We start from the raw sequence: 15,140 nt of genomic DNA, 5'->3' as shown, positions 1-15,140 counted from the left end.
GGTAATTATTGAGCCGGTAATTAAATAGTCGCCTTTATCATGAGGGTGTTATTACAGGATAAAGGCGTGGGCTTATATTGTTTATTTTGCAGGTATATTTTCAAGTATGGCTTTCATTTGCTGCCAGTAAAGACCCACTGTATCAATTTTGACTTTTTCGTCAGGTGAATGTGGAAATTTGATGGTTGGGCCAAACGAGATCATGTCCATGTCTGGATACGGTTTTTTAAACAAACCACACTCTAAGCCTGCATGTATTACCATGATATGTGGTTTTTTGCCGTAAATACCTTCATAGACATCTCGGAAAATATGCAATATTTTAGAATCAGGTTCTGGTTTCCAACCAGGGTAGGTACCTGAAAAAGTCACATTGGCTCCAGCTAATTGAGCTAAAGAGCGCAATTGCCCTTCTACATCAGCGCGACCCGAGTCAATTAATGAACGAACCAAACAAAGCACTTCAAATTCGGTATCGTGGGTATTGATCACGCCCATATTTAGGGAGGTTTCTACTACGCCTTCTATATCATCACTCATCCTGATAACACCATTAGGGCATGCATTTAGTAGAGCAAGTACTTGCAGTGCTGACTGGCTTGTCATTGGCTTATCGTCTAAAGTCGCAGGAGTCGCTTCAAATGTGATGCTGGTTTCTATTGATGCGAGTTCTACCGACACTAACTTAAGATAGTCGGTGATGTGTGTTGCTAATAGCGACCCGTGCTCTGGCGCGACTGAAATTTGCGCGTATGCTTCCCTCGGAATAGCGTTACGTAACGAGCCACCTTTAAAGTTGATAAGTTGAAATGGGATGTCATTAAGGTGGTTTTTTAAAAAGCGTGATAACAGCTTATTGGCGTTTGCTCGGCCCGTGTGTATATCTACACCAGAATGCCCGCCTTTGAGACCTTTTAATGTTAGGTTAAAGGCAATATGGTTTTGATTTTCTTGAGCACGTTGGATAGGGAGTGACATTGTTGCATCTACCCCACCGGCACAGCCCATATAGATCTCACCTTCTTGCTCAGAGTCAGTGTTTAGTAATATTTCGCCTTCTAGGTAACCCGCTTCTAAGCCAAAAGCACCAGTCATGCCTGCTTCTTCATCAATTGTGAGTAGTACTTCAAGAGGGCCGTGTTTAATGTCGTTAGCAGCAAGTACTGCAAGGCAAGACGCCATACCCATGCCATTATCGGCACCGAGCGTTGTGCCCGTTGCTGTTACCCAGTCGCCATCGATATAAGGTCGTATAGGATCTTTTGTAAAATCGTGTGCTGTATCGTCATTTTTTTGCGGCACCATATCAATGTGTGCCTGTAGCACTACGGGTGTGATATGCGCCATGCCATCTGTGGCAGGCTTTTTAATAAAGACGTTACCCGTTGGATCACGACGAACGACCAACCCTTGTTCGGTTGCCCAATTTATAATGAATTGGGCCAAGGCTTCTTCATGTTTAGATGGATGGGGAATGGCACAGATTTGGTCAAAAAACTGCCATATTTCTTTTGGTTCTAGTTGAGCGATATCAGAGTGTTGGGTGAACAAAACAGTCCCCTACATAAGTAAAATTGCTGTTATTTTATCATCGTAATAGGGGACAAGGAATCATTTTATTGGCATGCGTTCACTGATTCTGATATGAGCTCTAAGCCTGTTTTATTTGTTGCTGGTAATGTGGCATCGCTGATATTAATAGGTGTAACGCGTTCACCCCATTTTATATAGCTTGCAGCCCATGTCAGCCCTGCACCAAAGGCTGCAGACATGATGTTATCGTTGGGTTTTATGATCCCTTGTTCAACGGCTTCGCATAGAGCAATCGCGATAGTCGCTGCAGACGTATTACCATACTTATCAATGTTCACCATAACCTTATTATCATCGATATCTAAGCGTTGTTGTATCGCCTGAATTATACGTAAGTTTGCTTGGTGTGGGATAAGGACGTCAATGTCTTTGAGAGAAAGCTGAGCATGATTAAGCACATCATCACATGCATCACTCATCCCTTTTACAGCGCGCTTGAATATTTCTCGACCTTCAAATAGTAATTCGGATGGCCCCGGAGGTTCGTACCTGCTTAAATCAGTACCATAGTTTTCTATATGCAATATTTTTCGATCAGTGCTATCACAGCCCGTTTTAGTACTTAGCAGACCATAAGGTTCATCACTTGCTTCGAGTATAACTGCGCCAGCTCCATCGCCAAATAGTACGGCGCTATCTCGTTTTGACCAATTTACATACCAAGTCATACGTTCGGCAGCAACAACGACAGCACGTTTGATCATGCCTGCTTGAATTTGCGCTGTGGCATTTTGTAGTGCGTATAAAAAGCCAGAACATGCAGCATTTGTATCACATGCTGCGGCACCTTCTGCACCGATGTTTTTTTGCACCAGTGATGCTGTGTTTGCCACCATGGTTGACGGAGTACAGGTTGCCAATAAAACTAAATCAATATCTTTGCCTTCAAGGCCGGCACACGCTATGGCATGTTTACTTGCAACAGTGGCTAACTCTGCAGTGCTGACATGGCTAACACGGCGCGCTTTAATACCTGTACGGGTACTTATCCATTCGTCAGTTGTGTCTACAACTTGGCTTATGTCGTCATTTGTAAGTGTGGCTGGTGGGACGCATTTACCCCAACCAGTAATTTTGGCATAAATCATAAGGTTCTCTATTCTTGTCTGACGCAGCTGGCGTCGCTGGCATTTATAGCAAAAATTGTATTTCAAAGCCAGTAGCTATTGTTATGACGCTCGCTCTCGACTACGCTGTTAATAACGATTGTTCAAATTATTATGACTATTTATCATGACGATAAAAATCTCTGAATCTTTACTTGGGCATTTAATTGAGCAGGAGAGGGTGCTGTTAGAACCGAGTATCAGACAATCATCATCGAGTTTAGATAAATTGCTAAACCCATATTTTCATGAAATATCAGCCAATGGTATGATGTTTAATAAGGCCCATGTAATGTCACGGCTACCAAATGAAAAGGTACCGCAATTTTACAATCAATCTTTTAAAGGTCAGATGTTAAGTGATGACCTTGCACAATTAACTTATCATGCTGCGTATCGGCATAGTGCCAAAGCGCCACTGCATTACTCTATTCGTATGTCGATTTGGAAGCGGGCACAAAATCATTGGGAGCTTATTTATCACCAAGGAACACCTTGTCCTGAGTTTGAGTTGCTGTTTGAAGAATAATACATTGGCATAACACGGTAACCCTTCAGCAGGTACTTGCCATTTATAAGAATGGCGTTAGAGTGTGCAGCAACAATTATGTTAGGTCTATTAGGGTTTTATGATAGTATTCTCTCCTACCTCATCCATCGGAAGGTTGTTATTACTTCGTACTATCGCTATCGTGTTGCAATTGATAATGGTGTGCAGCGCTGCGTATTTATTTGAAGAAAACATTAATTTATCCCCTTTTTTTCTTGTTATTGGTGTTGAGTCGTTTTTCCAATTAATGAGTGTTTATGCGTACCGCCATAAAAGTGAAGCTGCTCCTACTGGGATGTTATTGCAGCTCTTAGCTGACTTATTATTTTTGACTGTTTTATTATCTTTATCAGGCGGCGCAAGTAATGCGTTTGTTTCATTATTATTGTTACCCATTGTTATAGCAGCCGTAACTGTGCCTAAAAACTACGTTGTGATCGTTGCGCTGTGTGCACTGGCAAGCTATGGCTATTTATTTTTTACACTGCCTAACCATCACGTGCATCATATGGACATGCACCAGCACTTAACCGGTATGTTGGTCAATTTTGTTTTTAGCGTCATTGTGATTGTTGCGGTTGTTATGGCGTTGGTAAATCAGATTCAGCATAAAGAACACAAATTGGCGCAAGCGAGAGAGCAGCAATTAAAAAGCGAGCAAATAATGGCTTTAGGCAGTGCCGCAGCCCAAGCGACACACCAGCTGGCAACACCCATTGCTAACTTAAATTTATTATTTGAAGAAATAGCCGAAGACTGCCCTAAGCACCCAGCAATTCCAGATATAGTGATAGCACTTGAGCAATGTAAGCGACAGCTTGCAGGGTTTAGAACACAAACTGAAAATTTAAAATTAGGCCATATGGAACACAGAAAGGCCGTATCGGATGTGCTGCAGGAGTTAGCATCACTTATGGCATTACAATACCCAGACCAAAAGGTTGAGATAACGGATGAGTCGCCTAATTTACAAGTGAGCGGAGATCCGATGTTGTTGCCGGCATTATTAAATATTTTAAATAATGCAGCACGTGCTAATCAGCAAAATCATTCAAACATTATACAGTTGTGCAGTAAGGCTGAACAAAAATCCTGGTCTTTAACAATTATTGACCACGGGAAAGGGATCGACCCTATGCAATTAAGTGAATTGGGCCATGAAATAGTGCAAAGCGATAATGGAATGGGTATAGCACTACTGTTATCACACGCGACGTTTGAGAGGCTTAATGGCAGTTTAACCATTGAAAACCACCCTAGTTTAGGGGCACAAACACATTTACACCTTCCTACCAAAATATAAAGATATGAAAAAATTACTCATAATAGAAGATGACATTGCGTTTTCAAATACCTTGTCAAGGCGAATGGGCAAGTATGGGTTCGACTGCAAAGTTGTAAATGATGAACATGATATATTAATGGTTTGCGCGTCATTTTTACCGCAATACATATTGTTGGACATGAAACTTACGACACAATCAGGTTTACACTTTATTGAACCGCTTAAAGCGGTTTGTCCCGATAGTAAGTTAGTGTTATTGACTGGGTTTGCCAGTATTGCAACGGCGGTGGAAGCAGTTAAATTAGGCGCGGATGATTACCTGACTAAACCAGCGGATACGAAGGTGATTTTACAGGCACTGATAGGTAAGAGTGCAGTCACACAATTACCAGATACAGTAATGTCTCCTGAGCGACTAGAATGGGAGCACATCCAACAAGTTTTAAAACATAATGAAGGCAATGTCTCGCAAACAGCCAGACAGCTCAATATGCATCGGCGCACGTTACAACGTAAATTACAAAAAAAACCTGCGCAAAGGTAATTGCCAAATACTTGAACATTTGTATGGTTGCATACGGTCTGTTTATTAACTAAATTGAAATAATGAACGGTGAGAGATATGGGCCATGGAAATATTAGAACTAAATTATTGGGCAGTGCTATTGGCCGCACTTTCTTCATTCATGCTGGGAGGCATCTGGTACTCTCCTTGGTTGTTTGGGCGGGTGTGGATGGAAGGCTGCGGTTTAACCGACTTAGACTTAAAAAATAGCGATCCCAAAATGATTTACGGGGTGGTATTGCTATTGTCTTTGTTTATTGCTTTTTCCATGGCTGTATTGTTAGGCAAAGACCCAACGTTAGTTGAGGCCATATTGTTAGGATTATTCACAGGGTTGGGTTTTGTCAGTGCAGCGTTTGGTATTAGCTATATTTTTGAACAAAGGCCATTAAAGTTATTTTTAGTCAATGGCGGTTACCATGTGGTTCAGTTTATACTAAATGCTGTTGTATTAAGTTTAACAGGGTAATTAAATGGCGAAGCCAAACAAAGTAGGCCCAACACGTACCGTTGATATTGCATGTGCTAAATGTCGAGCTGCGTTGTTTAAATATCGTAAAGGCGGTAAAGGTGCTTTGGTAAAATGCTTTATTGAACGGATCAGCAAAGACTTCACACACAACCAAACTCATTGCCCTGAATGCGATACACTTTTTTCACGGCAAACACTAATACGGGGAACACCTGCACTTAAAATAATTGGTGGTAAGGTTACGTTTAAGTAGAGCGGACATTTGACCTTTCTTTCATTGCCCTCAATGTTACGATTGCGCAGTTTTGTGCTGTTTCAACGATTGAAAACAACCCTTCCCATGGAATGGGCCAGTCAGTTTGGGTGACTTTTTTAGTCGATACGACATATTATCGACTGCACAGATGGAAAATACATGATCGACATATTGTTTGATGTAATTGGTATGAGTGGAACTGGGTTAGTAGTAGGGGCATTTTTTATGCTTCAACTAGGAAAAGCAAGCCCAGAGGGTTTAACATACAACGTAATGAACTTATCCGGCGCGATACTGTTACTCATTAGTTTGTGTTATAACTTCAACCTTGCCAGTTTTGTTATTGAAATTTTTTGGATTGCCGCATCATTAATTGGTTTATATAAGTACTTTAAGGCCAAACAGTCAACAGCAACAGCTTAATTATCAATAAACTCGAGTTAAAAGCTTGCACAGTTAGCCATCGCTAGTATTATTAAAGTTGATTTGGCTGCTGTGCAGTGACGTAAACTATTGCACACAGCCTTCTAGTAATATAGAGAATGTGATGATTAATAGAGTAGCGTTGTTTTTTTTGGGGTATGCAGTTTCATTTTTAAGTGTAGCTCAAGCTAATAGCGAAGAAGGGTTGTTTGAACTATCTTTCGAAGAGTTGCTTGACGTCAACATTACTTTAGCAACAAAAACCGCAGAAACACGCGCGAGCGTTCCTTCCAGTATTACCGTTTTTAATGAACAACATATTTCACTGTTAGGTGTGAGTAATGCTTACGACCTAATGAACTTTGTTCCTGGTTTTCAGTCAACGCGAGGAGATTGGGTTGGCGCAGTCCCTAAGGAGCATGCCAGAGGTGTGTACCTTGATAGTGGAAATGTCTTGGTGATGATTAACGGCTTGAGGCTCAACGAATCTTCGTTTGGCAAAGCGTCTGTTTATATGCCATTTATTCCTATCGAGATTATCGAACGTGTTGAGTTTATTCGCGGCCCAGGCTCAGCATTATATGGCAGCAATGCATTTTTAGGTGTGATGAATGTAGTGACAAAGAAAGAGCACAATCAAGTGTCGGTTGCTGTGGGAGAGCATGGACACCTTCAAGGTAGCTTGAATGTGTTTCAGCCACTGAATGAAGTTTACGATATATATGCCAACGTGTCATGGGAGCAGCGTAACGGAGAACGTTACGCTGAATTTGATGTGCGAGACCCACTTAATACCCATTTTGTTGAAGTAGGTATTAAGTGGAAGCAAGGGCACTTTGCCATACATCATAACCAAACTGAATTAAGTGAGTTTGTAAACTTAGCTGGGTGGTCTAAAGGCAATAACCATAAAAGTGAAAACCTCGCATTCAATTTTGCTTATGCATGGTTGAATGATGAAGTATGGGAAGTAACCAGTGAGTTACAATATGTTGAGCACCAGATCGACAGTAATGGCTTGCTAGCAAGTGCGGAACAACTCGCGTTAGAGCGTAACTTTTATGTTGGGCCGTCATGGAGTACCAAAGACGCAACGCTTAAACTTGATGCTGCTTATACGTTTGACCCAAGTTTAGTCTTTAATTTTGGTGCGGAGTACTCCGAAGAGGAGCAATCTAAAGCTGGAGTTAGAACGAGTTATTTTGATTTTGTTCGTGGTGATATATATGTAGATGAAGCGTTTGATCAAGGGGGGGTTATCACTGTTGTTGATTACGCTGCTTTTAGCGATTTATTGCAGTCTTTTGACTCTTATGCTGCTTATGGGCAAGCCAAGTATCAAGCACACGATAAAGTCACCTTATTTATTGGGGCGCGTTTTGATGAAGTAAAGCACATAGATAATAAACTCTCTCCGAGATTAGCAGTTATATATGATGTTTTTGAAGGTCATACATTAAAGTTGCAATATGGAGAATCGTTTAGAACCCCAGTGAGTAATGAACTGAACTCAAATGATGATGTGACGATTGGCAATCCAAACCTTAAATCTGAGTATGTTAAAACAACCGAGATAGTGTGGCATACGCAATATGAGTCTTGGCAAGCCGATGTTGTTGTATTTGACAATGAGCTTGAAGATTTTATAAACCTTGTGCCAATTGATGTACAGCAGGGCCGCTTTACGTTCGACAACGTATTCGAAACAAGTGTGCAGGGTATAGAACTTAACGGAAACTTTAATTTATCTCCAAGTTCTTGGTTTGAAGTGGGTTACACGCAATTGTTTGATGAACCATTTAATGCAAGCTTTAAGCGCTTTGGGGCAATGGCGTTAACGCATCAAGTGTCAGAGTTTCAATATAGTTTGAATGCTATTTGGCGTGATGCGGTATTTGTTGAGTCGTTAGATCTAAGTTTAGCGCCTCACTATGACCAATCTTCATATTTCATTGTCGGTGCCAGCGTGACATGGCAAGTGTCACCCACACAGTCTTTGAACTTAAAAGCGCAAAATTTATTTGATAAAAACTATGATGTATTCGACCCTAGAATGCAAAATGGAAGGGTTCCTGCGAAAGGGCGAAACCTGCGCTTACAATATAGTTATATGTTTTAATTTTAAAGCGAGTATTCAGTTTTTAATACTCGCACAAACCTACAGGGCTGGATCTCGCTTTTTAAACAAGTCAAACCTATGATGCACGTCTTTATTTTCTCATCTCGAACTAATAAAAAACCTCATAGCTAAGGCGTTTTTGTACTTTTGTACATAATATTCACACCCGGCACAGCAGCGCTCGTACCTTCCGAGGCCTTGATGACCTGATTACTGCTAGCAAACGCGCTATAGATAAGCCCCATTAGGTTTCAGTGTACGATTGCGATTCAGGACTGACCTTACTCCATACCTGTGTTGATAACAAAAGTTATGAAATCCCAGCGGTGCGTGAATTACTCCAAATGTTTTATATTACCGGTGCGATGGCCACATTAGACGCAATGCATTGCTAAAAAGAGACGCTAAACCAACTTGTCAGCCGCAAAGCAGACTATGTGGTGCAAGCTAAGGGCAATCAAAAAGCTATATTCGGCAATTTCAAATGTCTTCCAACAACTGCCAAATTTTTGAGGCACCGGGTGCCCAGTATATGGCGTTGTTTAGGCGAGTTGTTCACAACAGGGCTAATGTTGCACAAAAAATCCTAGGTTTAATTCGAGGCAAACTTGTTGCAGTCAGTTTTACAATGATTTTAGAGCAGAACTTTTGGTTTGTTAACAGGAATTAACAAAGAGTGCTCGCGCCAAGCGCAAACCTGCTGATGAAAATATTAATTAATATCAATTTATTTCGCTTTTGGGCTGCAATTTATAAGATAACTTTGATCTAGAGCAAAAAAGAGTATTTAAAATGCAAATGCAAATGAAAATAATTATTGATTGCGAATTGTTTATTGTTTAATATTTCAGAGATTAAAATAATCTAATACAAAAGGTAGAATGATTGTGGGAAATATTAAAAATATTGCGTTAACTTTAGTCTGTATTGGGGTACTAGCAGCATGTAGTGGTGATGATGGAAAAGATGGCGCCTCTGGCACCGCAGGTGTTCAAGGTGAACAAGGTGTCGCGGGTGTCAGTAATTTTGTAACGGCACAAGATGTCGTCAATACTAATGCGCAACATGCGTATGCAGCATTTGCAGATTCATTGATCACAGCAAAGCTTTTACAAGAGAAGGTAAAAGAGCTTGTGCAGAACCCCACTGAAGCCAATTTTACCGCTGCCAAATCGGCATGGTTAGCGGCGAGGGAGCCTTACGGTCAAACTGAGGTATACCGTTTTCGTGAAGGCCCCATCGATGCGTTAACAAAAAATACAGCTGGCGAATGGACACTTGTTGATGGTGAAGGTCCAGAAGGTGCGATTAATGCGTGGCCTTTAGCTGAAGCCTTGATTGACTACACCATTGATATGGACGGTAATGAGGGTCGTGGCAACGCAGCTGTTTACCAAGAGGGTGGAAACATTATTCATGACGCATCATCTTTCCCTGTTATCACCAAGGCACTATTAGAAGAGAAATTTGAATTAGATGGTGAAGAAGCAAATGTTACTTCAGGTTATCATGCTATTGAGTTTCTTCTTTGGGGTCAGGATTTAAACGCTGATCTTACTTATACCGAAGAGCGAGATTACACAGCTGGACACCGTCCGGTTACTGATTTCTATACAGCAGCAACGATCCCTGCTGATGAAGCAAATGGAAGAACATGCACATCAGGTGAGCAGGGTGCACAAGATGCAGTATGTGAACGCAGAGCACAATTTCTCATTGCTGCTGCCGATTTACTCGTTGATGATTTAACTAATGTTGTTAACGCATGGAAACCTGGATCAGGTTTTCACTACGCTGAATATACCAAAGCAGAAAACGTTGATAAGAGTCTAGCATCGATGTTTGAAAGCATGGGGCGCTTGAGTTTTGGTGAATTAGCGGGTGAGCGTATGAGCATCGCAGTGCGAACTAATAGCCAAGAAGATGAACACTCCTGTTTTTCTGACAACACACATAGGGACATTTGGCTAAATGCAAAAGGGGTTCAGAATCATTATTCAGGTTCTTACACGAAAGTTGATGGTGAAGCACTTGTTGGCGCTAGTATTCATGATCTACTGGTTGCCAAAGGACATCATGAGCTTGCAAATGAATTACGCGCGGCTCTCGAAACGACAATGGCGACAGCTTCGGTAATTGATAACACGGCTAAACTAGGCATGTCTTTTGATGTTCAAATACAAAATGAACAAAATAAGCAAGATGTTTATTCGACTATCCAAGCGCTTGTAAAGCAAACTGACTTGATACAAAAGGCGGTTGATGCTCTAGGTTTGGAAATCGATGACTCACTTAAAGATGATACCGAAGAAGATATCTAATACATACCGTATAATTTTTATAGTGGCTGATGCAATGTCAGCCTTTTTCAGTTTTCGGCATTGCAATTTTGTAATGAAGAAGTAGGGGTACTGAAGATGAATTTTTTAAATAAATATAATTATATAGCTGCATCTATTGCCACTATTATACTGTCGGCATGTGGTGGCGGTTCGAGCGAATCAAGTAATCCGGCAACAGGTATACCACCAGATACCAGTACCCCACCTGATCCTGTTCTCGATACGTCAAATCATGCGTTTTCAGTTACTGTCGATGATGGGTTGCCACCATTGTTAATTGATAAAGTTGATAGCAATGAGCACCTATCTGCAGATACTGCAACAACAGATATTCAAAATAATGATGCCTTTAGCCAAGCCATACCGGCAATTGTGCAACTACCTGAATGGGACGCTGTTTTTAAAGCAGGAGATCACACATTTAGAAGTAACCATGATGGCGAAGGTCCACTGTTTAATAATACTAGTTGTCAAGGTTGTCATATTAAAGATGGCAGAGGCGAAGTTCCGTCATCGAATATCGAGCCAATGATGAGTATGCTCTTAAAGGTAGGGAGCTCAAAAGGTAGTATTGATCCAATTTATGGTGCTCAACTTCAAGTATTTGGTGTAATTGAAGGCAAATCTGGTCCTATATTAGCGAAATATCAAGGAGCGATTAACGAAGGCTTATCCTACGGCGAAGCATATACCTGGGTTGAATATGAATTACAACATGGTGAGTTTGCTGATGGAACAAGTTACACACTTAGAAAGCCCATTTATAAAGTGAAAGATTTGGCATATGGAGATTTTAATGAAGATGTCAGGTTTTCAGCACGCGTGACACCACACGTGTATGGCTCTGGTCTAATAGAAAGTATTCCGGAATCGTCCATTCTAGTCTATGCAGACCCAAATGATAGTAACAATGATGGTATTTCGGGTCGAGCTGCATATACGTCACAACCAATAACAGGCGTTCGTCAGTTAGCAAGATTCGGACAGAAGGCTGTTACAGGATCGATACTACAGCAGATTTCAGGTGCGTATCGAGGCGACATGGGCGTGACAAATACTATTAAGCCTGAAGAGCCATGTACAAGTTTACAGACAGCATGTAACGAACAAGCTTTACTAGAAAATAACAAGCATCATGATGGTGTGGATTTAAACAATGTTGACCTTGCACAGGTGGAGTTTTATAACCGAACGCTTGCTGTGCCAAAGCGTAGAGGGTTTAACGAAGAGAATAATACATGGAACACAGATGTTTTAGCAGGAAGGGCTTTGTTTTATAAAGCTAATTGCCATAGTTGTCATGTACCGCGCCATAAAACCGGTAGGGCGCTCGGTAGTGTTTTAGGAGATGTTGACTTGTTACAAATCAAAGACACTAAAACCAATATTAACGCACTTGAGAACTTAGTGATTTATCCTTACACAGATTTGCTATTACATGATATGGGTGGCACCTGTGAAGTTACTCGAGAATTGGCGTCAGGTGAGAGTTGTTCAAGTGGTGAGCTGTGTTTCTATGTCCAGCGATGTGACGGGTTAGCCGATGGACGTCCGGAGGGAGATGCAACAGGAGTTGAATGGAAAACCCCGCCTTTATGGGGGATAGGTTTAGTGAAGACGGTCAATCCTAAAGCGACTTTTCTTCATGATGGTCGAGCGTTAACAATTGAAGAAGCGATTTTGTGGCATGGAGGTGAAGCATTGGCGGCTCAAAAAGGCTATATCAATATGACTAAAGAAGAGCGCTCAAACTTACAGGCTTTTTTGAATTCGTTATGACTATAAAACGTAATTATCGACTAAAAATGCGGATTATTATTGGAGTCGTACTGATAGTTGGTGCTGCTTTATATAAAGTAGCGGGATCCTTTGGTGATACGCCGCAATTTAGCGTAAGTGAATTAAAACCCGGGGGGGAGGCAACACGTAAAGTATTGTCTAAACGTACATTTGTGTATCCGGCAGACAATGTGCCCATTATGAGCCAGTTAGATTTTTGGGACGGGTTTTCTTTTTTTAGAGACCCGTGGGTTGCATCACCTGCGATCACAAAGGACCGTGATGGATTAGGACCGTTATTTAATGCTCGCTCATGTAAAACGTGTCATGTAGATGGTGGCCGTGGAAAGCCTCCAAAACATGGAGAGATTGCACCACCAGCATTGCTATTTCGGTTTTTAAATATAAATAGTTACATGGCAGACAGCAGATATGGCGGACAACTACAACCTCTTAATGTGCGTTTGTCTCACCCCAACTTGAACGGGCCTTTGAAAGGTGAAGGGCAAGTTCGCGTTTTCTATGAACAAATAATTGGAAAATATACCGACGGAACTGAATATACTTTGCGCAAACCCCGATACCAATTTGATAATTATCATTATGGACAAATGGATAGTGACTCAAGGCTATCGGCACGCTACGCGCCCGCAGTCTATGGTATGGGATTATTGGATGCGATAAAAGCAGAGGATTTGCTAGTACAAGAAGATATCGATGATAGGGATGGTGATGGTGTCAGTGGAAAATACAATGTTGTAGTCGATGCGATTGACCAAACCCGACAGATTGGCCGTTTTGGTTTTAAAGGATTACATAGCACATTGGAACAGCAAGTTGCAGGCGCTTTTGTGCATGATATTGGTATTACTAATCCAATATTTGAAAAAGAACAGTGCCTACCTCATCAAGTTAGATGCCAACAAGCCGCTGATGTTGACCCTCATGGCACACTAGACATACCAAAAAAGTTACATGATCTCACTGTCTTTATGAGCCAAACAATAGCTGTACCGCCTGCTCGAGATTTAACCAGTAAACAAGCAATGCAAGGGAGAAAACTATTTTATCAAATAGGTTGTAATAGATGCCATACGCCGAGTTATATAACGGATCCCGATTACTCTATAGCAGCAATTGCAGGTCAAAAAATTTGGCCTTATACCGACTTAGCTTTGCATGATATGGGTGAAGGGCTGGCAGATGAAGGTATAGAGAATTCTGCAACGGGTGCAGAATGGAGAACACCTCCGCTATGGGGGATTGGTCTACAAAAACGTGTACAAGGTTTCGCGGCATATTTGCATGATGGTCGGGCCAGAACCTTAGAAGAAGCGATTTTATGGCATGGCGGTGAAGCAAAATCACAGCAAAATAGCTTTATAAACCTAACTATGACTGAACGTGAAGCGTTACTTCACTTTATTAATCAAATTTAATCAAGGCTGGATCAGCAATGAACTTTTTCTCGGATTTTAAAATAGTGTTTCATAAAAACAATCCTATGTTGTTATTAATAACGGGCGCATTTAGTTTTTCTCTCTTGTCGGGATGTGGTGGTTCATCTGGTGGGGCGGATAAAACCCCAGCGACATCAACAGTGCCAACGACTCCGACTGTAAGTTCATTAAGCGTTAATGATGGTTTAACGAGGCTAACAGCAAGTCTAGTTGATAATGCGATCTTACCAGCGTACCAAGATATGCATTCAGCGGCTAAAAAGTTAGAAAATAAAAGTACTGAATTTTGTGCGTTGACAACGCCTACAAATATTGATTTTGAAAAGCTCAAACAAACTTGGCGTGAGACAAGCGTGGCTTGGCAGGCTGCTAGAACTTTAAAATTCGGGCCCATTGCTGAAACATTTTATTACTCAAGAGTGCAATTTTGGCCGATATCAGCCAGTAAATTATCTTCAGATGTAGAGGCTACACTGGCAGAAAAAAGTGATTTTTCTGAAGGGTTTGGTAGTCAAAAGCACCAAATTCAGGGCTTGCCAGCAATGGAATATGTGTTGTTTAACAATGATCCAGCAACATCACTACTGAGCGCGCAAGACAGAGAAAATAGGTGTAGTTATATTAAAGCTATTACAACAAATGTAAGTGATATCATGGAAGATACCTTATTGCAGTGGAACTCAGGATATGCTCAGAGTTTTAAAGAAGGCAGTGGTGATTTCGATAGTAAAAAACACGCAATAGAAAAGTTTCTTACGATATGGTTTGAATATCTAGAGATCATCAATGACGACAAGTTAAAAGCGCCGTTAGGTGTTGGCGCCCCTGGTAAAGGTGATTTACTCGAAAGTGCTATAAGTTTAAGTTCATTAGATAATATAGCTGTTAACATCAATACCTTATTTTCTCAGTATCAAGGTCTTAATGAGTTTGGTTTTGACGACTATCTAACTGAAGTGAATAATCGAGAAGATGTTAATACTTCAATTATGACGGCGTTTACTACTTTATTGACAAATGTAAATGGACTTAAAGGTGACACGTTAGCTGATTTGATTAAAACAGATGAGGGGCAGATTAAATTACAAGCACTCCGCAAAGATATCACAGAGCTACGTACTATTATGAGTACTGATTTTGTTCAAGTGACAGATCTTGCTCCAGGGTTTAATACTAACGACGGAGATTAA

13 protein-coding genes and 1 pseudogene are annotated in these 15,140 nt (G+C 41.0%); 12 read left to right on the top strand and 2 right to left on the bottom strand.

Going from position 1 to position 15,140, the window contains the following annotated elements; translation table 11 throughout:
* Positions 1–81: 81 nt before the first annotated feature.
* Together CWC18_RS12445 and CWC18_RS12440 are read right to left on the bottom strand one after the other, a co-directional pair.
* Positions 82–1,551 (bottom strand): aminoacyl-histidine dipeptidase, encoded by a 1,470-nt coding sequence (locus CWC18_RS12445; protein WP_138590251.1) that lies wholly within the window; start codon positions 1,549–1,551, stop codon positions 82–84.
* A gap of 65 nt (positions 1,552–1,616) precedes the next feature.
* Positions 1,617–2,681 (bottom strand): ketoacyl-ACP synthase III, encoded by a 1,065-nt coding sequence (locus CWC18_RS12440; protein ID WP_138675372.1) that lies wholly within the window; start codon positions 2,679–2,681, stop codon positions 1,617–1,619.
* 145 nt (positions 2,682–2,826) lie between these two features.
* Between CWC18_RS12440 and CWC18_RS12435 the strand changes: the two genes are divergently transcribed.
* The 12 genes and pseudogenes from CWC18_RS12435 to CWC18_RS12385 all read left to right on the top strand — a co-directional run bounded on the left by CWC18_RS12435 (position 2,827) and on the right by CWC18_RS12385 (position 15,140).
* Positions 2,827–3,228 carry a DUF4440 domain-containing protein gene (locus CWC18_RS12435; RefSeq protein ID WP_138590255.1) on the top strand — a complete coding sequence of 134 codons (402 nt, stop codon included), beginning with the start codon at positions 2,827–2,829 and terminating at the stop codon, positions 3,226–3,228.
* 100 nt (positions 3,229–3,328) lie between these two features.
* Complete coding sequence (locus tag CWC18_RS12430; protein WP_138590257.1) at positions 3,329–4,552, top strand: sensor histidine kinase; 1,224 nt, start codon at positions 3,329–3,331, stop codon at positions 4,550–4,552.
* Positions 4,553–4,556: 4 nt separating this feature from the next.
* Positions 4,557–5,078, top strand: coding sequence for a response regulator transcription factor (locus CWC18_RS12425; RefSeq protein ID WP_138675371.1), 522 nt, complete (start codon positions 4,557–4,559; stop codon positions 5,076–5,078).
* 85 nt (positions 5,079–5,163) lie between these two features.
* A complete protein-coding gene (locus tag CWC18_RS12420) occupies positions 5,164–5,568 on the top strand; it encodes a DUF1761 domain-containing protein (RefSeq protein WP_138590261.1) in 405 nt (134 codons plus the stop codon).
* 4 nt (positions 5,569–5,572) lie between these two features.
* Entirely contained in the window at positions 5,573–5,824 is a 252-nt protein-coding gene (locus tag CWC18_RS12415; RefSeq protein WP_119862865.1) for a hypothetical protein, read from the top strand.
* Positions 5,825–5,986: 162 nt separating this feature from the next.
* Positions 5,987–6,250 carry a CBU_0592 family membrane protein gene (locus tag CWC18_RS12410; protein ID WP_138590263.1) on the top strand — a complete coding sequence of 88 codons (264 nt, stop codon included), beginning with the start codon at positions 5,987–5,989 and terminating at the stop codon, positions 6,248–6,250.
* 124 nt (positions 6,251–6,374) lie between these two features.
* Complete coding sequence (locus tag CWC18_RS12405) at positions 6,375–8,369, top strand: TonB-dependent receptor plug domain-containing protein (protein ID WP_138590265.1); 1,995 nt, start codon at positions 6,375–6,377, stop codon at positions 8,367–8,369.
* A gap of 182 nt (positions 8,370–8,551) precedes the next feature.
* Positions 8,552–8,861, top strand: a pseudogene (locus tag CWC18_RS21955) (ISAs1 family transposase); the annotation flags it as partial.
* Between the two features lie 395 nt (positions 8,862–9,256).
* Positions 9,257–10,690, top strand: coding sequence for an imelysin family protein (locus CWC18_RS12400; protein WP_249930116.1), 1,434 nt, complete (start codon positions 9,257–9,259; stop codon positions 10,688–10,690).
* Positions 10,691–10,786: 96 nt separating this feature from the next.
* The gene (locus CWC18_RS12395; RefSeq protein WP_138590268.1) at positions 10,787–12,490 is read left to right on the top strand and encodes a di-heme oxidoredictase family protein; all 1,704 of its coding nucleotides are present in this window, start codon (positions 10,787–10,789) and stop codon (positions 12,488–12,490) included.
* Positions 12,487–13,929, top strand: coding sequence for a di-heme oxidoredictase family protein (locus tag CWC18_RS12390; protein WP_138590270.1), 1,443 nt, complete (start codon positions 12,487–12,489; stop codon positions 13,927–13,929). The genes CWC18_RS12395 and CWC18_RS12390 overlap by 4 nt, the downstream gene beginning before the upstream one ends.
* A 17-nt stretch (positions 13,930–13,946) precedes the next feature.
* On the top strand, positions 13,947–15,140 hold the full coding sequence (locus CWC18_RS12385; protein ID WP_138675370.1) for an imelysin family protein: 1,194 nt from the start codon (positions 13,947–13,949) through the stop codon (positions 15,138–15,140).

The sequence above is a fragment of the Pseudoalteromonas aurantia genome, assembly GCF_005886875.1.
Lineage (GTDB): Bacteria > Pseudomonadota > Gammaproteobacteria > Enterobacterales > Alteromonadaceae > Pseudoalteromonas > Pseudoalteromonas aurantia_A.
This window is presented reverse-complemented; position numbering and strand designations above follow the sequence as displayed.